This is a genomic window from Bartonella sp. AA2SXKL (assembly GCF_042197205.1).
Taxonomy (GTDB): domain Bacteria; phylum Pseudomonadota; class Alphaproteobacteria; order Rhizobiales; family Rhizobiaceae; genus Bartonella.
Genome location: NZ_JBHIRN010000008.1, coordinates 1 through 23,691, shown reverse-complemented (window position 1 = coordinate 23,691; position 23,691 = coordinate 1). Strand labels below are relative to the sequence as shown.

General features: G+C 35.8%; 19 protein-coding genes, 1 tRNA gene and 1 pseudogene. 12 read left to right on the top strand and 9 right to left on the bottom strand.

The window, feature by feature from the left end; all coding sequences use genetic code 11:
* Positions 1-21: 21 nt before the first annotated feature.
* From ACFINS_RS06270 to ubiC, 3 genes are all read left to right on the top strand, one after another.
* Positions 22-1,713 carry a Na/Pi cotransporter family protein gene (locus tag ACFINS_RS06270; protein WP_375705990.1) on the top strand — a complete coding sequence of 564 codons (1,692 nt, stop codon included), beginning with the start codon at positions 22-24 and terminating at the stop codon, positions 1,711-1,713.
* Positions 1,714-2,573: 860 nt separating this feature from the next.
* Positions 2,574-2,825 (top strand): GlsB/YeaQ/YmgE family stress response membrane protein, encoded by a 252-nt coding sequence (locus tag ACFINS_RS06265; protein WP_375611967.1) that lies wholly within the window; start codon positions 2,574-2,576, stop codon positions 2,823-2,825.
* Positions 2,826-3,974: 1,149 nt separating this feature from the next.
* Complete coding sequence (gene ubiC / locus ACFINS_RS06260) at positions 3,975-4,481, top strand: chorismate lyase (protein ID WP_375611966.1); 507 nt, start codon at positions 3,975-3,977, stop codon at positions 4,479-4,481.
* A gap of 678 nt (positions 4,482-5,159) precedes the next feature.
* On the opposite strand, the gene ACFINS_RS06255 is transcribed toward ubiC, so the two are convergent.
* Positions 5,160-5,657 carry a GatB/YqeY domain-containing protein gene (locus ACFINS_RS06255; RefSeq protein ID WP_375611965.1) on the bottom strand — a complete coding sequence of 166 codons (498 nt, stop codon included), beginning with the start codon at positions 5,655-5,657 and terminating at the stop codon, positions 5,160-5,162.
* Between the two features lie 235 nt (positions 5,658-5,892).
* Between ACFINS_RS06255 and carA the strand changes: the two genes are divergently transcribed.
* Complete coding sequence (gene carA, locus ACFINS_RS06250) at positions 5,893-7,089, top strand: glutamine-hydrolyzing carbamoyl-phosphate synthase small subunit (RefSeq protein ID WP_375611964.1); 1,197 nt, start codon at positions 5,893-5,895, stop codon at positions 7,087-7,089.
* 870 nt (positions 7,090-7,959) lie between these two features.
* Here carA and ACFINS_RS06245 read toward each other — a convergent pair.
* Positions 7,960-9,180 carry an MFS transporter gene (locus ACFINS_RS06245; RefSeq protein ID WP_375611963.1) on the bottom strand — a complete coding sequence of 407 codons (1,221 nt, stop codon included), beginning with the start codon at positions 9,178-9,180 and terminating at the stop codon, positions 7,960-7,962.
* Between the two features lie 548 nt (positions 9,181-9,728).
* Between ACFINS_RS06245 and ACFINS_RS06240 the strand changes: the two genes are divergently transcribed.
* The gene (locus ACFINS_RS06240; RefSeq protein WP_375611962.1) at positions 9,729-10,568 is read left to right on the top strand and encodes a DUF1460 domain-containing protein; all 840 of its coding nucleotides are present in this window, start codon (positions 9,729-9,731) and stop codon (positions 10,566-10,568) included.
* Between the two features lie 765 nt (positions 10,569-11,333).
* On the opposite strand, the gene ACFINS_RS06235 is transcribed toward ACFINS_RS06240, so the two are convergent.
* Complete coding sequence (locus tag ACFINS_RS06235; protein ID WP_375700933.1) at positions 11,334-12,242, bottom strand: cation diffusion facilitator family transporter; 909 nt, start codon at positions 12,240-12,242, stop codon at positions 11,334-11,336.
* Positions 12,243-13,009: 767 nt separating this feature from the next.
* Here ACFINS_RS06235 and ACFINS_RS06230 point away from each other — a divergent pair.
* Positions 13,010-13,819, top strand: coding sequence for a TrmH family RNA methyltransferase (locus ACFINS_RS06230; protein WP_375611960.1), 810 nt, complete (start codon positions 13,010-13,012; stop codon positions 13,817-13,819).
* A gap of 277 nt (positions 13,820-14,096) precedes the next feature.
* Here the strand turns inward: ACFINS_RS06230 and mnmA are convergent, their stop codons facing one another.
* A complete protein-coding gene (gene mnmA / locus ACFINS_RS06225; RefSeq protein WP_375700934.1) occupies positions 14,097-15,320 on the bottom strand; it encodes a tRNA 2-thiouridine(34) synthase MnmA in 1,224 nt (407 codons plus the stop codon).
* Positions 15,321-15,710: 390 nt separating this feature from the next.
* On the opposite strand from mnmA, the gene ACFINS_RS06220 reads away from it, so the two are divergent.
* Complete coding sequence (locus ACFINS_RS06220) at positions 15,711-15,986, top strand: DUF1153 domain-containing protein (protein WP_273790817.1); 276 nt, start codon at positions 15,711-15,713, stop codon at positions 15,984-15,986.
* A 139-nt stretch (positions 15,987-16,125) separates the two neighbouring features.
* Here the strand turns inward: ACFINS_RS06220 and ACFINS_RS06215 are convergent, their stop codons facing one another.
* Positions 16,126-16,512 carry a flagellar export protein FliJ gene (locus tag ACFINS_RS06215; RefSeq protein WP_375606932.1) on the bottom strand — a complete coding sequence of 129 codons (387 nt, stop codon included), beginning with the start codon at positions 16,510-16,512 and terminating at the stop codon, positions 16,126-16,128.
* A 563-nt stretch (positions 16,513-17,075) separates the two neighbouring features.
* Here ACFINS_RS06215 and ctrA point away from each other — a divergent pair.
* Positions 17,076-17,777 (top strand): response regulator transcription factor CtrA, encoded by a 702-nt coding sequence (gene ctrA / locus ACFINS_RS06210; protein WP_273790819.1) that lies wholly within the window; start codon positions 17,076-17,078, stop codon positions 17,775-17,777.
* Positions 17,778-18,000: 223 nt separating this feature from the next.
* Here ctrA and chpT read toward each other — a convergent pair whose 3' ends face one another.
* The gene (chpT, locus tag ACFINS_RS06205) at positions 18,001-18,639 is read right to left on the bottom strand and encodes a histidine phosphotransferase ChpT (RefSeq protein WP_375705989.1); all 639 of its coding nucleotides are present in this window, start codon (positions 18,637-18,639) and stop codon (positions 18,001-18,003) included.
* A 214-nt stretch (positions 18,640-18,853) separates the two neighbouring features.
* Between chpT and ACFINS_RS06200 the strand changes: the two genes are divergently transcribed.
* The 3 genes from ACFINS_RS06200 to ACFINS_RS06190 are packed head-to-tail and all read left to right on the top strand — an operon-like array spanning position 18,854 to position 20,120.
* A complete protein-coding gene (locus ACFINS_RS06200) occupies positions 18,854-19,450 on the top strand; it encodes a DUF1134 domain-containing protein (RefSeq protein ID WP_375611957.1) in 597 nt (198 codons plus the stop codon).
* A 27-nt stretch (positions 19,451-19,477) separates the two neighbouring features.
* The gene (locus ACFINS_RS06195) at positions 19,478-19,864 is read left to right on the top strand and encodes a hypothetical protein (protein WP_375611956.1); all 387 of its coding nucleotides are present in this window, start codon (positions 19,478-19,480) and stop codon (positions 19,862-19,864) included.
* Entirely contained in the window at positions 19,854-20,120 is a 267-nt protein-coding gene (locus ACFINS_RS06190; protein ID WP_375611955.1) for a hypothetical protein, read from the top strand. Before ACFINS_RS06195 ends, ACFINS_RS06190 begins: the two co-directional genes overlap by 11 nt.
* 324 nt (positions 20,121-20,444) lie before the next feature.
* Here ACFINS_RS06190 and ACFINS_RS06185 read toward each other — a convergent pair whose 3' ends face one another.
* Together ACFINS_RS06185 and ACFINS_RS06180 are read right to left on the bottom strand one after the other, a co-directional pair.
* Entirely contained in the window at positions 20,445-21,563 is a 1,119-nt protein-coding gene (locus tag ACFINS_RS06185; protein ID WP_375706006.1) for a DegT/DnrJ/EryC1/StrS family aminotransferase, read from the bottom strand.
* Positions 21,564-21,612: 49 nt separating this feature from the next.
* Positions 21,613-22,569, bottom strand: a complete 957-nt coding sequence (locus ACFINS_RS06180; RefSeq protein WP_375706005.1) for a Gfo/Idh/MocA family protein — start codon at positions 22,567-22,569, stop codon at positions 21,613-21,615.
* 164 nt (positions 22,570-22,733) lie between these two features.
* Between ACFINS_RS06180 and ACFINS_RS06175 the strand changes: the two genes are divergently transcribed.
* Positions 22,734-22,810: transfer RNA gene (locus tag ACFINS_RS06175), tRNA-Met, on the top strand.
* A 516-nt stretch (positions 22,811-23,326) separates the two neighbouring features.
* Here ACFINS_RS06175 and ACFINS_RS06170 read toward each other — a convergent pair.
* Positions 23,327-23,691, bottom strand: a pseudogene (locus ACFINS_RS06170) (late control protein); the annotation flags it as partial.

Sequence of the window (23,691 nt, the reverse complement as noted above, 5' to 3'; positions counted from 1 at the left end):
ACAAAGAAAGAATAAAGTATCATGAATGGTTCATTGGTACTCCTTCATCTTGCCGGCGCTATTTCTTTACTTCTCTGGGCCACACGCATGGTGCGCACAGGAGTTGAACGCGCCTATGGTGACAGACTTAAATATAAAATGTGCCACGTCGTTTCAAAACCATTGTTTGCCGTAAGTTTTGGGCTTTTTACAGCAATGATTTTACAAAGCTCTACAGCAATAACACTCCTCGTTGGCTCTTTCGTTGAATCTGGTTTTGTCTCTGGAGTAGCAGGACTTATGGCTGTACGTGGAGGAGAATTAGGATCAGCAATCGTTGTAAAAATTCTCACCTATGACCTCACTCTTGTTGTACCCTTGTGTCTTTTAATTGGCACTTGTATCTTCATGACAACAGAAAAACGTGAATGGCGTCAAATAGGACGTATTGTCATCGGTATTGGTCTTTTGATTTTATCTTTAGAGATGATAAGTACCGCGACAGAACCTTTACGTGAAAGCGAAATTTTACCTAGCATCATTCGTTATCTTTCAACCGATCCTATTTCCACTTTTTTGTTGGCTGCTGGCTTAACCTACCTCTTACATTCATCCATTGCAGGAATCATTTTGCTAGTCAATTTTGCCAACTACGATCTTATCCATACGCAACTCTGTGTTGTCATGGTTCTTGGTGTCAACTTTGGCTCTTCTCTTATAGCACCACTTTTAACGCGCAACGCCTCTCCTAATACTCGCCTCGTTCCCTTGGGGAATTTACTCATGCGTGGGGCTGGTTCAATCCTTGTACTTGTCTTATTTCTCTCCTTTCAACCACCCATCACATGGCTTGGCAAAAACACCCCTACTCAAGTGATTAATGCCCATATCATTTTTAATGTTTTCATTCTCCTTGCTGGAATACCGCTTTCAAAGTGGGTTTTAAAATTGACCACTCAAATTGTTCATATCAGTGCAAAAAAAACGCAAACCGATAAAACGCTCAATTTATCCGATCAAACAGCTCTTGATGACAGTGTTCTTGATCGCCCAACTCTCGCCCTCTCGAATGTCATGCGTGAAGTCATTCATATTTGTGATCTTGTAGACATCATGCTAGAAAAAATTATGGGACTTTATGAAAAGCCTGATCCCAATATTATTCGTGAACTCAACCAACTCAACACCATATTGGACAAAAAACATATCGCCATCAAACTTTATCTTGCACGATTAGCGGGACAAAAATTATCTGACGAAGAAGCTCTTCAAACGCAAGAACTTCTAGGTGCCTGTATAAAATTAGACCAAGCAGGCGATATCATTATTCATAATATGTTGATGCTGGTTAAAAAGAAACAACAAAAAGGTTTACAGTTCAGCAGCGAGGGCTGGAGTGACCTCCTTCGTTTCCACGCCATTGTACTAGCCAACGCGCATATAGCATTTAACGTTCTCGTCTCACGTGATACACACACTGCACACCTATTGGTACAAAAAAAAGATCAACTACGAAACTTAGAAAAAGAGATGAGTTTAAAACATTTTAAACGTCTGCGTGAAGGGGATCTCAAAAATGTAGAATCATCCAGTCTTCATCTCGACACTGTGCGCGACCTCAAACAAATCAACTCTCTTTTGACCTCAATGATCTACCCCATTTTAGAAGAACAGGGACTTCTTCAAAGTTCTCGTCTACGCAACCCTGCTGAAGAACAAGCAGAAAAAACTTAAACTTTTCAAATAACTTGAATAAAACACACATCACATCGATTATTCAATTTTGAATATGGTCAAGATATTGATCTAATCAATAATATCTTATTATTCGACAATTTAAATGAGCTTTCTGCATCGTAAGTTTCTTTCATTTAAAATCTATACATGATGAATTGCTCAAAGTCATCTGCTTGCACATTACAAACAAAGCAGCATGTAGAATAGAATTCTTGAAGAAAGACGTAAAAATGCCTAACCATCTCAGAGCCAAGACTGTTAAACACATAAAGAATAGGTCAAGAGTATGATAGTTCCAACCTAAACCCGCCTTGTAAAAAGGGAACCGCTTCACAGTAGCAGCGAAACAGAAATACTCTATAAGAAATACAAAACCCCACAAAAATGCAACATTTATATCAAGATTGGTAGAGGTTCAACCTATACAGCCATGCTATAACGTGTCAACGAAACAGTTTTCATTTCAAACATCATTGATATCAATTGGCAAGCTCCAAACTTTTAAATATCCATTTTACTTATTACTTTCTTTAATCACAATTGTTTTTTTAATGTAAGAGAGAGCTTAAAAAGCTTATAAATACACTTTATGAGTTCTTAGAACATTTCTACTAATATTTTCTTCTTTTATTCATATTTATCAATTAATTAATTTATTTATAAATTAAAATATGTTGTATATTTATACTTATTAAGTATTATTATGATATAAATGTGAATATTATTTTTATATAAAGGAAAGTAATAAGTAAAATATCTAAAAGAAATATCCTTTCCACTGGTTAAAAAAGGAATAAACCTTGATTTTTACAAAGTTTACTCTAGTTAGAATTTAAATTCAGGCAAAGGAGGGTATCATGGAAAATGCAAACATAGGTTGGATTGCTGCTATTATTATCGGCGGGATTGCAGGTTGGGCTGCACAGTATATTATGAAAAGCCAAACAGGAATATTGTTAAATATTATCTTAGGGATTATTGGCGCTGCGCTAGCAAGCTTTCTTTTTAGTCTTTTAGGTGTAAGTTTTGCTGGTTGGCTTGGCTATCTTATTTCAGGTTTTATAGGAGCCTGTATTCTTATATGGATAGGACAAAAAATTCGATCATAGAGTATTTATTTTTTACACCTTTTGGAATTCAATACAAAACTAGGAAACAACGAGCAGAGTTTGAAATATTTTCTTGTAACTTGGTGTTACCAATTTTGATATGATGGTGAGATGCTTAAGCTGCGATTTTAGGCATACACCATCACCGTATTATAAAACGAAATGCAGTAAAGAACTTTATAACGCACCATTTCATACCTATATAAACTTACGCATATCAGGAGAGATATGTTGCGTTATTTTAACGAAATACGAACTGATTTATGTACCACGTGCGCAAATCCAGCATATCTCACTGTAATAACAATTCATAAGGTTACAAAAATCACTAACGATGATTAAAAATTCTACCGTATAATGCTTAACACCTATACACTCTATCAACAATACCCTTTTTACCGAAAAACTCGAAGCGCTTTTTTACATTCTTAAGAAATAAAGAGAGACGGCAAGAATAAAATGATAAATATTTTTTCTAATCTATGAAATAAAATAGTATCTAAAATAAATATGAAAATTAAATTATAATGTGTTTTTTTAAATTTATTTTTAATAATAAAAATATATAAGTAAAAATTAATAATATTAATGCAAATTTATTATAAAATTAATACACATTATGTGATGTAATATTTCAAAATTTTAATAATATAATATATTTTGCAAAAATATATGCATTACTATAAACTTCTTGATTATAAAGAATACGATCTCCTTTACATCTCAATTCAAAAGATTTGAATATCTCTTCTCTTTCTAAAGTATAAAATAAAGTTTTGTTCCTCTTAAAATTTCCTCTTTATATCATCTTGCATAGATGAATTTTTAGCTCTTCTTTATATGCGTTACAAACGAATTTTAAAGCACGAAACATTTTTCCCATTGCTCTCATGCGATAAAGAAATTTCCGTAATGCATTGTGAAAGCGCCTTGAACAAAACATAATACTTTATTTTGCTTTTTTAAATGAAAATAATCCTATAATATATACTTCCTGCATATCTTCTTTTAAAGACCTTTGCTTTCGATTTTCCCTTTGATATCTTCCTGTTAAAATCTTGCTGCTTTTATACTCCTTGTATTACAATAGAGCTATCTATTTAACCCAACATAACATATGGAATAAGACTTTAGCTGTGGAGTAAAACGATGTCTGATCTTGAAGATTCCATCTTACCACCTCTAAAGTGGTTCTCTGATCAAAATCCTCCAATACCAGAAAATGTTCGCGATTGGCTCATGGAATCGGGCTCAATGACGCTTCGATTAAAGAAATATTGTACCTGCCTCCAAGTTCAACCACAACGCGAATGTTTTATTACGCGAGATAAATTAACAGAAGAAGCAGAGCATCTCCCCGAAAATGCGCGTTATTGGCTACGCGAAGTCATATTAATGGGAGATAATAAACCTTGGCTCCTTGGACGCACTGTAATTCCACAAGAAACCCTCCTACACAATCAAGCCTTGATGCATTTGGGAACTGTACCTCTAGGACATTATTTATTTAACAATGACAAATTAACCCGCGATTACATTCATATTGGTCAACAAGGTGCGCTATGGGCACGCCGTTCCCGTTTGCGGTTAACGGGTAAGCCATTGTTGCTAACTGAACTATTTTTAACAGATTCACCACTGTATCCCCACAAATAGAGGTTACTCATTTTATTCTGCATAACTTATAGATTTCATATAGCTTATAAGGGATTTAATCAGAGAAAAGAATTTCAAAATTATCTCAAGAACACATTAAAAACAAAGATTTCTTTTCAAAATATCCTTTTATTTCATCAACTCAGCTTAAAAAATCTCTTCCCTAGAAAAAACGTTCTAAAATTCTGATTTTCTTATCATTAAAACCAGCACTTGAATTAAAAAGATACACACCATATTGATAAAACCATCTATATTTAAATTTCTTGCTGAATAATCACTACTCTAAAATACGGTAACTCTTTATCAAACAAATGCTTTGAAACAGCAAAAAAGACAATAATACACTCCCCAAAATTGGAAATCTGTATCAATTAACTTAATCATCCTGTTTAAAAATTTTTAACAGTGCGAATAATAGATTTTTTTTAAAAAGTAAAAACTCTATAACCTTTTTGTTTTTTAATGGTCTAACAGCTTTGAAGAACAGAAAAATATAATACTTAAAAGAATGTTTATTGCTCTATAAGAGCCAAAAAAATTTCGTTGATATCAAAGAAATATTTTTTTGATAATAGTATGTATATAAAAAATAAATGATATTTATCAACATCCTACTGACTTACAAAGGCGACGCACAATAAAAAATATTTTCCAATCCCCTTGAATTAACAAGATCTATTGCAATTTTTGACGAAGACTATTGCACACTTTAGAAAAATTCATTTGCCCCGCATACCGTTCCTTAAGCCATGCCATCACCTTACCGATATCGCGTAATTTTTCTGCCTTTGTTTGTGCCAAAGCTTCACAAAGAACCTGTTCTACTTCCATCTCCTTAAGTTGATAGGGAAGAAATTCACGAATAACTTCTATTTCTGCTTGTCCTCTCTCTGCCAATTCCAAGCAACCAGACTCTTTATAGGCTCGCATCAATTCTTCACGCTGTTGAAGCATTTTAGTGAAAACAGACTGTATCTGCTGATCATCCACTTCTAGCTTCCCTTCATCATAATAAAGAATATCACGATCCCTAACTGCAGCATTCATTAAACGAAGTGTAGCAAGACGCGCACTATCTTGCGCTTTCAAAGCAGCCCTAAGAGCCCCATCAATCTGGTTACGCAACATAAATTTATCCAATTTTTGTTCAAGAAGAAGATGCCTTTTAACCAATCTTTATCCATCTTGCAATGGAGAATAAAAAAATAATTAAGGACTCGATCTTCGAAAAGCTAAAACAAGACTTTACCTCTTCATGGAATGTACTTATACTGCCTATTTCAAGCGAAACGTTACCAGAATAATATGCACAGCATCTGCTAAAGGTATGATTTTTGTGTAAAGTTGATCATTATACCTTTCAGAGAATAAGCCATCATACCTTTAGAATAAATTGTGGATACATACTATGATACAAGCGACTTCACCCAGCCACCCTTGGAGTATCAAAAAACCGACAGCCCTCTTAGTCTTAGCAGATGGAACCGTTATTGAAGGCAAAGGAGCAGGTGCTACAGGTATAGCTGAAGCTGAAGTGTGTTTTAACACCGCCATCACAGGCTATGAAGAAATCCTCACAGACCCGTCATACACACAACAAATCGTTAATTTTACTTTTCCTCATATAGGAAATGTAGGGGCAAATAGCGAAGATATTGAAGATCTCTCTCCTCTCAATTGTCATGGTGCTGTTGGCGCTATTTTCAAAGCAGACATTACACATCCCTCAAATTATCGATCCAATGAAAATCTTCATCAATGGCTTAAAACGCGTAAAATTATTGCACTTTGTGGTATTGATACACGTGCACTCACAATTCTTATTCGTGAAAAAGGTGCACAAAATGCTGTCATTGCACACGATGCTAATGGAAACTTTGATATTCCTTCTTTAAAGAAACGTGCGCAAAAATGGCAAGGTCTCGTCAATCTTGACCTTACGAAAGACGTGACATCTCAATCATCAATGCAATGGAATGAAAAACCATGGAGTTGGAATAAAGGATACGGTACAAACAATGTGCACAATCTTCATATCATTGCAATTGACTACGGTATTAAACGTAATATTCTTCGCCTTATGGCAACACAAAAAGCACGCATTACTGTTGTGCCTGCCCACACAACTGCAAAAGAAATTCTGGCAATGAACCCTGATGGCGTTTTTCTTTCTAATGGACCAGGAGACCCCGCAGCTACGGCTCAATATGCCATTCCAACAATCAAAACATTAATTGATCATAATTTACCAATTTTTGGAATATGTCTTGGTCATCAACTTCTCGCTCTTACGGTTGGTGCAAAGACCGTGAAAATGCACCAAGGACATCATGGTGCCAACCACCCAGTTAAAGACCTTAACACTGGAAAAGTTGAGATTGTATCGATGAATCACGGTTTTGCCGTAGATTCTTCCTCTTTACCACAACATGTTCAAGAAACACATATTTCTCTCTTTGATGGTTCAAACTGTGGTATTCGAATCATTGGAAAACCTGTTTTTTCTGTTCAATATCACCCCGAAGCTTCTCCTGGACCACAAGATAGCCACTACCTCTTTCAGCATTTTAGTGATCTCATTATGAATTATAAAAAAATATCTTAAAATAAAAAGCCTCACCTTTTAACTTCTCTCCTTTAAATTATATCATCTTCCTACGCACAATTATATTATTTTTATACCTACAACTTATTGAATAAATATTCTTATTGATCATTCTAAAACTAAAAAGAGCGCACTGAATAACTTAAATTTTTCTCCCTCCTCTTCTCTTAAGGTCGTATCCATCAAAATCATTGGCTTCTCCCCCCAAGCAAGGTAAGTGTATCGATAAAAACTATTTTTAAAAAGAGTAAAGTGTCTAAACTTCAAATAAGCATTTGATTCACAATACAATTTTAAGCATTCTATTGTGCATGAGAAGCATAACTCCTCCTAAAGAATAAAAAAATTAAAGTGTGAGACAGTGCAACAAATCTCTACTTTTTAAAAGATATTGCCGTAGATGGTTTTGAAAACTGTAAAGTCGAATAAAAAAGTAATCGCAAAACAGAAAACATCTTTTCAATTTTACAACGTTATATTCTTCCAAAATGAGGTTGTCTTTCGATTCCAGAAATGATGCCAACAAATATAAGCAATATTTTACTTCCAATTTGCCATATAAAATTTGGAATTGTTCATACAATACTGATACATCTAACTCAGATACGTTTTAATCTTTTTTTTTCAATATGCTGCTACATTAGCACTGGATATTAATTTGCAAGCAATAGAAAAAATACGGTCTCCCCTATACAAACAATATCACAAAATAAAAAAATTATTTTCACTAAATGAGAAGGATATATCGATATTCTATACAACACTTTGTGAAACAAATATCACAAAAAACTTTCTGCCTATAAAATGATACATTTTGTTTATCTTGTGCATTCTCTAGCAAAATAGTACGTACCAGCCCCTCTCAACAAATTAACGTACCCGCAAGACAAAAATAACTGTCGCAACAACAAGAAGAAAAAAGCCTCCAACAAAAGGAGCACCAGAAAAATAAAACAGTGCATTTTTATCTGTAAAACATTCAAAAAGAAACACATAAAAAACAGAACCAAATGTTAAACTCAACGAAATAACAGATGTCATCGCTCCTTGCAGTTCTCCTTGTACATTTGTCGGTACCTGCGCTGAAGCAATAGCACGTATAGGTGCATGAACAAGATACTCAAGCATAGTACACACACAAACCATATAAACCATCCACCCCTGCGTCGCAAATGTATAACCCAGCATAGCAACAGAGGCAAACAAAAGCCCTACTATAACAATATGCCAATCACTCCATCGTTTAGAAAAATAAGGCAAAATGAGAGCGACTACAATAAATTGGCCTATCCCAAAAACACTATAGGAGAGTCCAATAGAAAAAGAACTCCAATCATAGCGTTCTTTTGCAATGAAAGCCCAAATGCTTAACCATACAGATTCCGCAAACCAATAAAGAAAAAAGACCAATAACACCCAAAGAACCATCGGGTATTGTTTCAGATGCCAAAAAGCACCTAAGGGATTTGCCCGCTTAATATCAAAAAAGCGCCTATTCCATAAAGAAAGGGTTTCTGGAAGCATAACCCAAGAAAAAATAAAATTAATGAGTGAAAAACCAACAGCAAAATAAAACGGAATACGCGGACCAAACTGACCTAAAAAACCACCAATAAACGATCCTAAAATAAACCCCAATGCGGATGCAATGCCTAACAGACCAAAATTGCGTGTACGGGTTTTATCATCAGATATATCCGCAAGATAAGCTGTACAAGTTGCAAAACTAGCGCCACTTATCCCTGACAAAAGACGCCCGATAAATAACATAGAATAGCTCCATGCTATAGCACATATGAGATTATCAAGAGCAAAGCAAATAATAGAGAGAAGCAAAATAGGACGACGACCATAACGATCAGAGAGATTGCCAATAACAGGAGCAAACAAAAACTGCATCACTGAATAAGCTGCAAGTAATTTTCCTCTTTCTACAAAAGATGTACTGACCTCTTTTCCAGTTAATTGAGAAAAATATTCAGGCAAAACAGGACAAATGATCGCAATACAAAGAATATCTAACAATAAAGTGATGAACACTAAAATGAGCCCACGCTGAACAAATTTCGGATTGAGCATTTGGTCTTGCATAACATACACACTATTTTACGCATACAATGACTCCCCCGCTCTCTTTTAACTCCCTTTTCCTTTTAAAAGTATTCTATGCTGTATAATTTTCATATATGAAATAATAACAAATTAAAAATTACAAAAAGAGTCAAGATAAAAATATAAAATTATTTTTTACTTGATATATCATTATCAAAGTATAAAAAATATCTTTTATATTAAATGAAAAAAATACTTATGAGAATAAATCATTAACAATTAATCGTAAGACATAGAATATCAAAATAATTTGATAGATATTATGATTAATTTTATAATACATTATTACAACTTATCATACTGCTAATTTTTAAAACATCAACTCTATTAGATAAATCAATGCCATATAATAATTTAAATATTTAATAATCATCGTAAAATATATTAATACTGTAAAAACTGATTATATTTATTGAATCAATCAATATTATATGTTATTATTACATTAAAATGCTAATAAGCATGAGAAAACAGTTCTTTTAGTACGTGTTGTCCGTGAACTGTTAAATTTAAAAATGGTGTGTAAAATGCAAAAAATATCCCTATTAATTCTCACTTTAATGTTAGTGATAGGACGTGATGTCCAAAATTCTTATTCACAAGAGGGGGGGATAGAAAATAAAATAGAAACACAACAAACAACCAGCGTAGAGCTAGATCCCTATACTTTAAATAAATTAAATGCTCTTCTCAAAAAACGTTCAGAAATAAATGATCACGAAAAAGGAGCCGTGATTGACTTTCTTTCTGAAGCTTTTTTAGGAACACCTTACAAAGCTAATATGTTACATGGCTCAGAAAATACACCAGAAAAACTGATTATTGATTTTAGAAGCTTAGATAACTTCACTTGTATGGATTATGTTGAAGCATTGCGCAAATCAACATCCCAAACAGAATTCATAAATAACGTCATAAAAACGCGTTATATTAACGGTAATGTTGATTTTTTAAATCGGAAACATTTTTTTACGGATTGGGCTTATAGAGAATATAAACTCGCCACTGATATTACCGCTGAAATAAGTCCCCATGCGGTAAAAATAGAAAAATATCTCAACAAAAAAGCTGATGGTGAAAGCTATCTTCCTGGACTTCCAGTTGTGAAACGCACAATAACGTATATTCCAAGTAACTTTATTAATGAAGAGGTTATAAGCCGTTTAAAATCAGGGGATTTCATTGGTATTTATGCAAAACTTGCTGGATTGGATGTAACACATGTGAGTTTCTTTATCATGACAGATAAAGGGCCGATGTTACGACATGCTCCTTCACACAAAGAAAATGAAAAAGTCGTCGATACCCCTTTTATGGATTATGTTGCAAAAACACCAGGAATCGTCGTTTTAAGAGCCCTTGAATAACATCATAGCGATATGAAATAGCTTTTCTATTCTTAATAGATATACTGAAGCTATTCAGATAAACGTCTAACTTTGTATAATCTACACGGATAAAATCATAATTCAGATAAACGTCTAACTTTGTATAATCTACACGGATAAAATCATATTTGAAGAATGGCGGTTATAATTACCTTTACTGACTGAAGGCTGAAGGCAAGCAAAACTCTGTTATTTCTTGTATCATACTTTCTTTTCATATGCTCGAGCTAAGAATTATCTATAGACCACCGCCATTCTAATCTTTATGAATATAAAAAATATTTTTTTGCAAGCATAAGTAAAATAAGGTATGTTATGATTATTGTCTCACAAAGTATTTTATATAAAATTTATAATTAAGCTCTATTTCCTCTCGCCCTCAAAAACAAGAGATCTATTCTTGACAGCCCCGTAAACAATACATCTTCTTAAGCCAATTTCAGCGGATAACCATTTCATGTAATTCAATTAAACGCCACCAGCAAGCCTTACTGCTCGGCATTGACCGCGCACTCAAAAAATGCTTAAGAGATCAAATTTTATAGGTCTTATCTCACCACACCTTAAATGACAGTGTACGATAACAGAATAAATCTTGCCTTAAGAGACTCTGTTTAATCTTCCCCTTTATTGATGCAAAAATACAATCAACAAAAGAGCATCATCGTATTTTCAAGAGATATGAGTTGCCACACCGTAAAAAATTAATGTTCGTAACATGACAACCCATTTGAAAAAATCTTTTTATATAAAAGGGATTACCGTTGTACCGGGAGGCAATTTTGCCTCATCTTCAGGCTCGACATGAATAGAAATACGCACATTATCAAATTCTTTTTGAAGAACAGCTTCGATTTTATCACAAATTTTATGTGCTTCACCTACCGGCATTATAGCAGGTACAACCAAATGAAACTCTATAAAAGTAACCCTCCCAGCAACACGCGTCCGCAAATCATGGACCTCAAGCGCACCCGATGCATTTGCAGAAATCAGCTCACGAATCCGCATGCTTTCATTCAATTCAACGCCAACATCCATTAATCCCTGAACAGCATTTCTAATCACCTTCCAGCCCTGTAAGAGAATATTAACGGCAACGATTATCGCTAAAATTGGATCTAAAGCTCCCCATCCTCCGACAAAACCGGCAATTAAACCAATTAAAATTGCAAGCGACGTAAAAACATCAGTTATAAAATGTACTCCATCAGCTTTAAGAGCCGGTGAGCGATGGAGTTTTCCCTGCCCAATAAGAACCATTCCCCACATACAGTTTATGACAGTTGCAATAAGATGAATAACAAGCCATATTCCAGGTTTCTGCAACAATTTAACGGTAGAAAGAGCTATCCATGCTTCTCTTAAAATAACAAATGCCGCAATAATAATGAGTACCCCTTCAAGAATTGCGGAAAAATATTCCGCTTTATGATGCCCAAAGGGATGATCATGATCTGCTGGCTTCATACTCACTTTAACAGCCCACCATGCTGCCAATGACGCAAGGATATTAACGATTGATTCCAATGCATCAGAATAAAGTGCAACCGAACCTGTGATGTGATATGCCCAATATTTCAAAGCAAAAACAATACACGCAATAAAAATAGAGTATAAAGTTAAGCTTTGTATATTGATTTTTACATCCATGAACCTCATCCTTTTCTTCACGAAATAGGGAATTAATATTTTCAACCATATCATTATACTTTTTGCATAACGACGATCTTTCCTCAATATTACAGAAGCTTCATCATACAATAAACGCCTCAGCTCACCATTATTATCGTAAAAACTGCTCAGTTATACGAACAGCACCAATAAATAAAGAAGAGAGAAAATAATAGAGAAAAGAGCTTTCCCAAGAGCAATCAAACACATAACCTTCATTATTAATCGTTTTCTGAATAACTTAAAGCCATCTCACTTCTCATAAACGAAAAACTTGTTTTTGCTCAAATCTATCATGATCATGCATTATTTTTCAGTCTTATGATGTGCATTATAACCCATCTATAAGCCATCTTTGCACCTTAGAAAAAATATCTTAGCACTCTACAGTAACTTTACAGGTCAACAGGATTTTAAAATATGATTTACTGAAAAATTTAGATATAAAAAGAAGAACAATGATTACCCTCAAAAAAAAAGAATCTGGGCATTGGGGACCCAGATTCTTTTCCCTTAAAAACTAAGGGCATACAGAACTCGGGAAATAGCGGGGACCCAAGACACTGCACCCGATACGAGAAAAAATATATGATTCCGTATCAGTATTTTTACATTATACCTATGGTTGCATATTGTCAATACAAATTCTACCATAAGTTTTAAAAAATATTTTTTTATCTCTTCTTTTTAAATAAAACAAATTCTAACATCTGGAAATCATAAGAAAAAAGCACTAAAAATCTCGCATGCATTTGAATATCATAACAATCAATGAAACAGATGATCCACGCCTAAAAGCCTATCATAATATCCGTGAAAAAGATCTTGTTGGACGGCAACATCAATTTATTGCTGAAGGCAAAGTAACATTGTCCGCATTACTACATTCGAAAGAGTTTTCTGCCATCTCACTGCTCATCGTAGCAAACCGTCTCTCTGGACTTCTACCGCTTTTAGAAAAAACACAGCCCCTATGTCCCATTTATTGCGTTCCACAAAAAGTTATGGATAATATCACCGGCTTCCATGTTCATCGTGGTGTTCTGGGTATTGGTAAACGAAAAATACTGCCATCCTTACAAAGTTTTTTACAATATCTTCCAGAAAAAGCTTTGATTCTTGTTTTATGTGGTATCTCGAATCACGATAATATGGGATCAATTTTTCGTAATGCAGCAGCCTTTGCCAGTAATGGCATTATTGTCGACAAAACCTCATGCGATCCACTTTATCGCAAATCAATAAGAGTTTCTGCCGGCGCTGCTTTAAAAGTACCCTATACGCAAAACGCTGATATAGATGACATTATAGCTGCTCTAAACGATGAAAACTTTCATCTTTATGCACTCTCCCCTTCTGCCTCACACACTCTCAAACAAGCCAACAAAAGCAAAAGAATAGCACTTATTTTTGGAACAGAAGGCGATGGCTTACCACTCCACATACTAAAACAATCAAACACCTTACGTATTCCCATGACTGACGGTTTTGACAGCCTTAATGTTGCCACAGCCTCAGGTATTGCACTTGCTCATTTTACCAACTTTGACCACTAAAGATGATAACACTTCAAGTTATAGAACATACCTAATGTTGTATGTTATCTACCAGTCTCCAATAATATTGCCGTTCCCTAGCCTTTGAAAGCATTGATAAAAAACATTTTTACATTTTTTTCATCACTTTCCACACCCTAACCCCGCTTATGACGTGCAGAAGATATAATTTTGATGGATTCAATCATAAAACAAACTTTCAATGAGAAAATCTTCCGGAAGTCTCTCATTCAAGTTTAAGATTAAAAAATATCATTATAAATCAATTTACTATGCTTTATAAAGCTGTTGTTTTTAGTTCTGAGGAAACAGGATCTTTTGTTTCGAGATTGCATAAAACGCGCTTCAACATCATTTCAGTATCAGCTGCACGTTCTGAATGTGTTACAAATCCTCCCCCAAGAATACGCGCCTCATGACCATTTCCATCATAAAGAACGCAAGCTTGCCCTGGTGCCACACCATTTTCACATTCCAATAAATCAACGGAAAAAATACCTTCTTTATAATGTAAGCGCGCAAGGTGAGGAGGACGCGTTGAACGCACCTTTACAGCCACTTCAATACCTTGAGAAGGGAAATTATATAACGACTCATCACCAAGCCAATTTACATCACGTAAAAAAAGCTTATGCGTTTCTAACATTTCACGCGGTCCAACAATAACACGTGCATTTTCCACATCGAGATAAACCACATAAAGCGCTTCACCCGTTGACACCCCAATACCACGACGTTGACCAACCGTATAATTAACAATTCCCGAATGTTTACCTAAAATCTTTCCATCAATATGGACAATAACGCCAGGATTAGCTGCTTCTGGACGCAGTTTTGCGATAACATCTGAATATTTTCCTTGTGGAACAAAACAAATATCCTGACTATCATGCTTATTGGCAACCACAAAGCCCATTTCTGCTGCCATTTCACGAACGCGGGCTTTTGGAAGATCACCAAGTGGAAAACGCAAATAATCAATCTGTTCTTGTGTCGTTGCAAAGAGAAAATAACTCTGATCACGATCATTATCGAGAGGACGAAAGAGTGCTCGATGCGCTCCGTGGGAACGCGAACGAATATAATGTCCCGTAGCCAAAGCATCTGCTCCCAATTCGCGTGCCGTTGTTAATAAATCAGCAAACTTAACCGTTTGATTACATGCAATACATGGTACTGGGGTCTCTCCATGAGCATAACTTTCTGCAAAAGGATCAATAACAGCTTCGCGAAAGCGCTTTTCATAATCAAGAACATAATGCGGTATTCCTAGTGTTTCTGCAACGCGGCGTGCATCCTCAATATCTTGTCCTGCGCAACACGCCCCCACCCGATGCGTTGCTTCCCCATGATCATAAAGCTGCAACGTAATGCCAATAACATTATACCCTTCCTTTTTCAAAAGACCTGCAACAACCGATGAATCAACCCCCCCCGACATTGCAACAACAATGCGAGAATCCTCAGGTTGTCCTGGTAAATCAAGACTGTTTAAAAACATGTATTCATTCTCTATTTAATGCTCTGTTTAATGGCTAGCCATATGTTGACATTCTGATGCACGCTCTTTAGCACTTTTACACGATTGATTGCCTTTATATTATTTTTTTATCCTTTCCACAACCATAGGCATTACTTTCTTAAAAGCTGCTGCAAACAAAAAAAGAATGATAGAAATAAGGCATAATGGTAATCGTTTAGGAGAAAACCTTTTTTCTCTTTTGAAAAATCCGGTAAAATATTGCAAGAATCTCTTCTACACACTTCAACTTGAGCTTCTTTTTACATACCCAATCACTTTATTAATTTTTTCTTTCAGCGCTTTTAGCTCTTTTTTAAATTTCATGCTCTATAAACGAATCAAGTCCTTGACTAAAGGTAGAGGATACGAATGAGCAACTTGATAAAAACACAAATGAAATATGTTATTGGGCCAGATGGAAGTCCGCTTACAATTGCCGACCTACCGCCGCAAACAACACGGCGCTGGGTGATTCGTCGCAAAGCTGAAGTTGTTGCGGCTGTCAGAGGTGGATTGTTAAGTCTTGACGAAGCGTGCCACCGTTATACTTTGACCGTAGAAGAATTTCTTTCATGGCAAAGTTTAATCGATGAACACGGTTTAGCGGGATTACGAACGACCAAGATTCAACACTACAGGCATTAAGTTGCCATTGATTAATAACATAAAGCAATCTATAAAACAGCCAAACTTGATAAAAGTTTGGCTGTTTTATACTATATCCAAAAGATAAACCTGAAAGAATGGATTTTTCAATAATTGCTTTTATCATCCAGCCATTAAATTAGCCAACCATTGAATTAGATTGAATCAAAATATCCTTATCATCCGCAGCAATCTTCTTTTCTCGTGCTTCCAAAAGCTGTGCACGTTGCAGCTCTGTATTAGCTTCATGGAGAGCAATTTCAGCATTTGTTTTTTGAAGTTCTAAATCACGAATTGAATTGATCAGATTATCACGTCTTTGCCGCGCTGCACGCGCAAAAGCAGAATAAGCAAAATGGTGAACATCATTGTTTCCAGATTTACGTTCTTCATGAGTAATCTGTGCTTCCAACTCTAACACCATTCGTTCAAATTCTGCGATCATCATCTCAAGCTGTGCAATTTCACGGCGCTTTCCACGCACTTGAAACATCCTCAATCGCACCATATTTTCTCGTGGCTTCATACTCACTACTCCTTGATTGCGCCAACTCAAAACTCGCATTCACACCCAATAAATATCTTTTAGTTATATATCTATCCGACAAAAACAGTCTATTAACTTGAAATTATAATAATTTTTGCCTTGCATTAAAGCATCTGAAAATACAATCTGCTTTAAAGAGCAATAACTATTTCTTTAACTTTTCCCCCATTATAAACTGAAGAGGTTTAAAGCTCAGTAAATAAACACTGAAATTATAAAAAAGTAATTTATAAAGCTCTTTTACAAATTTTTTTAAGTTAAAGTTTATAGAAAAAGCCCTCCTTCTTTATTATGTTAAAAAATATAGGATTTTTCTAAAATAATTTTGTAGCCTCTTTCAAAAATAAAAATATTTTGTTAACCACTATCATGGATAGTGGGGAATTTAGTAGTGATTGTTACGCGTACTACTGAAATGTTCATAAACGCTTTGTTATAAGTGTTTGATTTAATGAATTGTTTTTATAACAGTGGTTTTGCTAACTGATATAAAATAGAAATGCTCCTTATGATTCGTGAAGGAGCAAAGTGAGGGATCTAAAATGCGCGTATTATTAATTGAAGATGATAGAGCAGTTACTCAAAGCATTGAGTTGATGTTAAAGTCGGCTAACTTTAATGTTTATATCACTGATCTGGGTGAAGAAGGTATCGATTTAGGAAAACTCTATGATTATGATATCATTTTGCTTGATCTGAATTTGCCTGACATGTCAGGGTATGATGTCTTGCGGACTCTAAGGTTGGCAAAAATAAAAACTCCTGTCCTAATCCTCTCTGGTATGAATGCCATTGAAGATAAGGTTCGTGGTTTTGGCTTTGGAGCAGACGACTATATGACGAAGCCTTTTCATAAGGATGAGCTCATTGCACGTATCCATGCAGTTGTTCGTCGTTCAAAAGGACATGCACAATCGGTTATTGTTACCGGAGATCTCACCGTTAACCTTGACACAAAAACTGTCGAAGTTGCAGGGCGCCCTGTTCACTTAACCGGTAAAGAATACCAAATGTTAGAGCTTCTCTCTTTACGCAAAGGTACCACCCTTACCAAGGAAATGTTTCTCAATCATCTCTATGGTGGAATGGATGAACCAGAACTAAAGATTATCGATGTTTTTATTTGTAAATTGCGGAAAAAATTGGAAGCAGTCTCTTCCAGTGTAAATTACATTGATACAGTTTGGGGACGTGGTTATGTATTACGTGATCCAGTTGAAGAGAACGTACGAAAAACCGCTTAAGCAGTGAACATGCACATTGTAAAATCTCGGAGTGTAGCGGGCCGAGATTTTTTCCCGAGATCTTTTCTCTATTAAAAGTAGAGAACTCGCGCACTAAAAATCTCATATAGAAAGCGCTTAAAGCTTAAGAAGTAACCACACCCAATTTACACATATAACCTTATCGCTCATAAGTTCAATCGAAACCACTTTTCCCAACACAGCTTAAGCGCTTCTCTCTTATTCAAAGCTTTTTTACACTTTCTAAAACAATACAACCATCACTTTCATCAATATTTATTTTCATCTCTGTCATCTGAGCAAGTAACATTGTGTAATAAAATTGGATGACATGTGCATCAATAAGCTCTTCTTGAACTTCTCCACGAAATAACGCAAGAAAATGAGGGGGTATACGGAGAGTTCTACCGAAAACCTCAAATCGAAAAGAACGTTTATTTTCTTCTTGCAAAATAATAACAACAATTTCACCACCACGAGAAACTGTTGCGTTTGCAATCAATAATAAATTAAGCAAAAGTTTAACTTCATCTTTTTCTAACAATAAAGAAGAAGCTTGCCATTTTAAAGTTGCTTTTTCTTCTTTCATATATTGTTGAGCAACCTGCTCTGCAGTCCGTGTATCTATTTGTCCTCCACTTGCACCAGCAAAACCAAAAGCCAATCGCGCAAATTGTAGACGTGCAGCAGCACTCGCAACGGATAAACGCACCAATTGTAAAGCATCTTCTTCAGCTCCTCCTTCATCATAAAGCTCCATTGCATTTTGAATAGCCCCCACAGGTGAAATCAAATCATGGCAAATACGACTACAAAGCAAAGCAGCAAGATCCATAGGCTTCAAAGAAATATCTAACGTCATAATGATTGAAAACTCCTAGATTCAAAAAAACAAACTTTATTTTAAAGAAAAACTCTTAACATCTGATGCATAATAGGAAACATTAACAATCATGCTAAAAAATTCAGAAATAAATTCAAGAATTTAAATAACCTTATATCTTATTTTTTATTTGAATAGGATGAAAATTCTAATATTATCTTTTTGTTTATCACTAATAAAAGGAGAAAACTCCATGGCTCTCTCTCTGCTCAAATACTGGTACAAAAATATTATATCTTTAATCTTCCTTTTATTCATCACCATAAACACTACACAAGCTCGACTAAAACCAATAGAGCAAAACGAACCTCATTATTCACTCCAAGAAATTATTGATTCTGGTCATATTTTTTTTGGAAAAACAGCCAGTGGTCTGGCTGTTGCAATTCAAAATATTTTTTCAAAATATGGTTATCCCAATGCCTATATTTTAGGAGAAGAAGCTTCTGGTGCCTTTTTTGCTGGATTAACCTATGGCGAAGGAATGGTTTTTACCAAAAGCTATGGTCAACATAAAGTTTTTTGGCAAGGTCCCTCAGTAGGATGGGATTTTGGCGGCCAAGGCTCCCGTTTAATGATCTTAGTTTACAATCTTAGTGGCATAAATAATTTATGGAGACGCTATGGTGGTATTTCAGGTTCGGCCTATTTAATTGCAGGTGTTGGTTTTCATGTCCTAAAATACCATAATACCTTGTTAATCCCAATACGTACAGGAGTCGGCGCACGCCTTGGTATCAATATAGGATATTTAAAATTAACACATAGACCGACATGGAATCCGTTTTAAACGGTTTCTTATTTGAAAAGGGGTATTATGCTTATTCAATCATTTCTTTTTTTTATACTTGGAGTTGCTTTCACTTCCTGGTTACTGGTGCTTTTATCTCCTTTTATTTGGCGTAAAGCCGTTCATTTTGCGTATAAAGATGTTTGTGCGAAAATGCCATTATCACTCGCGGAAATAGAAGCAAATCACGATTTTCTTCGTGCACAACATGCTGTAGAATTAGCAAACAACCAACAAAAGTACGAATTTTTGCAAAAAAAATATGTCCAACAAAAAATACAACTGAGCCAAGTAACAGAACAATTTTATCGGCTATGCCTCCCCACAAAAGATACTCTCACCAAAGAAGCGATAGCAATCAAACAAAATATCGCCACACTACACACTTCCAAAGGAAAGACAAATGATGCGTGAAAAAGTCGCACACTATCAGCAACGCTTACAAAAAATCCAAACTCATGAGCTGGACACGACTGCTAACCACCAATTGCTAGAAGAACTCCGAGAAGAAACAAAAGAACTTGCAGCAACATTGGCGGCTCAAATAGCACTACAAGAGGGGAATACATCACCCATCAACACATTGATTCAAAAATCCAAAAGCAAAAATGACCTAGCATCACGTATTCGCCAAAAAATAACTTTTCTCTCCAAAAGCCCTGTTAAATAAGTTATCTTTTAAAACACCTTAAATGAAGAGTAAAATCAACAAAGGTTCATTGTAACTTTCATAACCCAAATCCTTTTTACTAAACGTGACTTTTTTGCTAAGCTAAAGGACAAAGTTTCTTAGCCCATACGGTTCTGTTAAAAAATATCTTCTTGTCTAGAAGCTTCACTTTCTAATCATATCACCGCTCTAAAGGACAACATTTCATAGGTCCTAGAAAGGAAATAATACCAAAATATTGGCCACACACTTTAACAAAAAATACCTTCTAAGATGGATCACCAATAGAGATTTGACCATAATTTTAAGGATAAAAACACGCTCTCAAGAGTGATAAAAATCTCTTATTTTTTTGATAATCATATCCTGATCCGTTTGTGTCAAGTAAGGATGCATTGGTAAACTTAAAACACACTCTCCTAAAGACTCTGAAACAGAAAGGGAATCTTTTACATAAGGGAAGTGTTTATAAGCTGGCTGTTGATGTAAAGGAGTTTTATAATAAATCATTGTAGGGATAGAATTTTTTTGTAAAAAATCTTTTAATTTATCCCGTTCTTTTACCTTAATCGTATATTGTGCATAAGCAGAACGAATATTTTCTCCTATTTCTGGAACTGTAACAATATCTCTTAAGCCATTGGAATAGCGTTGAGCAATTTCCACACGCTTTTCCATTTCATCTTCAAAAATCGCAAACTTTTCTAGTAAAATTGCAGCCTGAATGCTATCTAGGCGCGAATTCATACCAATACGTACATTGTCATATTGCGTTTCACCTTTACCATGAAACAAAATAGAGCGTAAAAGTTCTGCAAAATGATCATCATTGGTCATCATAGCGCCTCCATCACCATAACATCCTAATGGTTTTGCAGGATAAAAACTTGTAGCAGCCACATCACCAAAAGCACCACACATAGTATTATCGCTTCTCCCCCCCATAGATTGAGCAGCATCTTCAATTACAAAAAGATTTTCCTTTGCAGCCACTTGAGCAATTTGCACATAGTCAGCAGAAAGCCCAAATAAATCAACGGCAATAATAGCCTTTGGCTTTAGACGTCCCTCTTTTTTTACCATTTCGATAGCGTGAGAAAGTTTTTCAACATCAATATTGAATGTATCAGGTAAAACATCGACAAAAACAGGTTCAGCCCCCACCAAAGCAACCACTTCAGCCGTTGCTGAAAATGTAAAACTAGGACAAAAAACAGCATCGCCTGGACCAATATTTTTAGCCATAAGAGGCATCTTCAAAGCATCTGTTCCATTAGCACATGCAATCACATGTTTAACGCCAAGATATTCTGCCAATTTCTCTTCAAATTCTGTTACTTTTGGCCCCAAAATATACTTACCACTAGCGACTACATGCGCAATTGCAGAATTAATTTTATCTTCAATACGCGCACGCTGCGCCCCAAGGTCGATGAATTGCATATTAACTCCATTGATCATCACAAGAATGCAAAAGCGCTACCTATCTCTTTTATCTATTATAATTGACATCAGCAGCTGTTAAAATCCGTAAAACCGCAATAGCATCATCACCATTTGTACGAGGTGATTGACGCGTTTCAATACAATGAAGGAAATGCCGTAATTCGCAAGTAAGCGGCAAATCTTCACAAACATCAATGTAATTCAGCTCATCCATGCTAAAAGCCCACTCTTGATTTTCTTTCCAAACGGCAAAATGGTGCATTGCCAATTTACGACTCCACGGTTCCATATCATCAAAAACGAGTATAGCCTTTGTTCCAACAACAATTAAACGCCTCTCACGATAAGAACTCAAGCGTGAAGTAAAAAGATGACTACGCACACCATTTGGAAAAATCATATGAATATGAGAAAAATCAGAAATCTGATCAACGACAGCAGCCCCCTCACCGCGAATTTCGGAAGGTTCACATCCTGTCAACGCCAAAATCATTGAAAGATCATGAGGGGCAAGATCCCATAAAGCATCACTGTGTGTGTGAAATTTTCCAAAGCCTAATCTATGAGAATAAATATATCGCACATCTCCCACATCTCCGTTTTTCACCAATTCACACATTTTTTCAAAAGCTGGATGAAAACGCAAAATATGGCCCACCATAAAAACTCGCTCATAGGCCTCAGCCTCCTGAATTTGGCGTTTAGCATCAGAAACATTCAAGGCTATTGGTTTTTCCACCAAAACATCTTTACCATTTTTAACAGCACGGAGCACATTTTGCGTATGCAATTGTGGCGGCAACGCTAATACCAGCGCATCAATATCTCGATGAGTAAAAAGATCATCTGGTGTAACAACCTCTACACCATACAGTGTTGCAAAACTAGCAGCACGATCATTATCAATATCAGAAACTGCTGCTAAAGCCCCGAGAGAGTGGAGTGTCCGTATATGATTTTCACCCCAATGACCGCATCCTAAAACCGCTACACGTGGCACCATTTTCATGCCTTACCTTACTTTATCATATGAAAATTACACTTTTACATATCGAGGATAAAATAGAATGACAAGAGAAAAGCTTAAAAACGATGCTTGACATCTTACTATTCTACCCCTTATATCCGCAAAAGATGTAATTATTGACAATTATGATTGCTTATTTTGGCGGAGTAGCTCAGTAGGTTAGAGCAGAGGAATCATAATCCTTGTGTCGGGGGTTCAAATCCCTCCTCCGCTACCATTACTTTTTTATTGTGTGTGTAGCTTGCCAGCAGTGTAGCTTGCCAGCAGGTTTTGTATATTTTGCCACTAGGTTTTGTACCAATTTATTTTTTTCAAAGAGTTTTTAAGGTGTTCTCAAAGGGTCTTCAAAGACCTTTCAAAGATCATTTAAAGCCTCTTTTTCTTTTCTGCTCAAAATCGCAATTTGAGATGATCAATCATTGAGTTGGAATCGTATTATTTGAGAAGCAGCGTATATAAGATGGTATGACTTCTTTTAGCATAAATTGACTGATGATTTTTCTGTATCCTAAGCACATTATTCAGGACATTATTAAATAAGAGAAGCGTTTAAGGAATTCGGTCAACTTGACCAAATTGCTCTTCAGTATGCAATTGTGCAATGTTTGCACCATTGCTCCTTTGAGGAATTGGGTAAACAATACCCTATTGCTGTACTCATGCAATTGGTGCAAGTTGCACCTATTCCTCATCACGACCGATCAAAGGGTCAAGTTGTCCCTTTGATTTTCTGTCACTCAGAGGTTTCCTTTTCTCCTGCCTCTTTTCCCTTGTTTGGTGCCTCGAGTGTGATTTCTGTTGTGTATCCGCTTTGTTTTTCATAGCGGTGGGTGACGGTCGCGGCTTTCCATGGACCATTGATTTGCCCACGAAACCCTTGCAATAAAAGAGGTTGATCCGCCATGATTTCAGGGCGTCCCTCAAGAGACAAAGAACCACTGCCTACAGCACGACACAACCTGTCCGACTCGGAAGCAGCAGCAGCTCGTGCTTCCTCCTCACAAGTGTAACAAGTCCGTAAACGCCGCACGGGACCGCTAAACCCTGTCTGATGTTTGACTTGGCATTGCTGCCCTTTTGAGCGATCAAAATAAGAAG

Excerpts from the sequence above, each read along its gene's own strand:
- ACFINS_RS06270 (WP_375705990.1), top strand. The coding sequence starts at position 22 with ATGAATGGTTCATTGGTACTCCTTCATCTTGCCGGCGCTATTTCTTTA.
- ACFINS_RS06265 (WP_375611967.1), top strand. The coding sequence starts at position 2,574 with ATGGAAAATGCAAACATAGGTTGGATTGCTGCTATTATTATCGGCGGG.
- ubiC (WP_375611966.1), top strand. The coding sequence starts at position 3,975 with ATGTCTGATCTTGAAGATTCCATCTTACCACCTCTAAAGTGGTTCTCT.
- carA (WP_375611964.1), top strand. The coding sequence starts at position 5,893 with ATGATACAAGCGACTTCACCCAGCCACCCTTGGAGTATCAAAAAACCG.
- ACFINS_RS06245 (WP_375611963.1), bottom strand. The coding sequence starts at position 9,180 with ATGCAAGACCAAATGCTCAATCCGAAATTTGTTCAGCGTGGGCTCATT.
- ACFINS_RS06240 (WP_375611962.1), top strand. The coding sequence starts at position 9,729 with ATGCAAAAAATATCCCTATTAATTCTCACTTTAATGTTAGTGATAGGA.
- ACFINS_RS06235 (WP_375700933.1), bottom strand. The coding sequence starts at position 12,242 with ATGGATGTAAAAATCAATATACAAAGCTTAACTTTATACTCTATTTTT.
- ACFINS_RS06230 (WP_375611960.1), top strand. The coding sequence starts at position 13,010 with ATGCATTTGAATATCATAACAATCAATGAAACAGATGATCCACGCCTA.
- mnmA (WP_375700934.1), bottom strand. The coding sequence starts at position 15,320 with ATGTTTTTAAACAGTCTTGATTTACCAGGACAACCTGAGGATTCTCGC.
- ACFINS_RS06220 (WP_273790817.1), top strand. The coding sequence starts at position 15,711 with ATGAGCAACTTGATAAAAACACAAATGAAATATGTTATTGGGCCAGAT.
- ACFINS_RS06215 (WP_375606932.1), bottom strand. The coding sequence starts at position 16,512 with ATGAAGCCACGAGAAAATATGGTGCGATTGAGGATGTTTCAAGTGCGT.
- ctrA (WP_273790819.1), top strand. The coding sequence starts at position 17,076 with ATGCGCGTATTATTAATTGAAGATGATAGAGCAGTTACTCAAAGCATT.
- chpT (WP_375705989.1), bottom strand. The coding sequence starts at position 18,639 with ATGACGTTAGATATTTCTTTGAAGCCTATGGATCTTGCTGCTTTGCTT.
- ACFINS_RS06200 (WP_375611957.1), top strand. The coding sequence starts at position 18,854 with ATGGCTCTCTCTCTGCTCAAATACTGGTACAAAAATATTATATCTTTA.
- ACFINS_RS06195 (WP_375611956.1), top strand. The coding sequence starts at position 19,478 with ATGCTTATTCAATCATTTCTTTTTTTTATACTTGGAGTTGCTTTCACT.
- ACFINS_RS06190 (WP_375611955.1), top strand. The coding sequence starts at position 19,854 with ATGATGCGTGAAAAAGTCGCACACTATCAGCAACGCTTACAAAAAATC.
- ACFINS_RS06185 (WP_375706006.1), bottom strand. The coding sequence starts at position 21,563 with ATGCAATTCATCGACCTTGGGGCGCAGCGTGCGCGTATTGAAGATAAA.
- ACFINS_RS06180 (WP_375706005.1), bottom strand. The coding sequence starts at position 22,569 with ATGGTGCCACGTGTAGCGGTTTTAGGATGCGGTCATTGGGGTGAAAAT.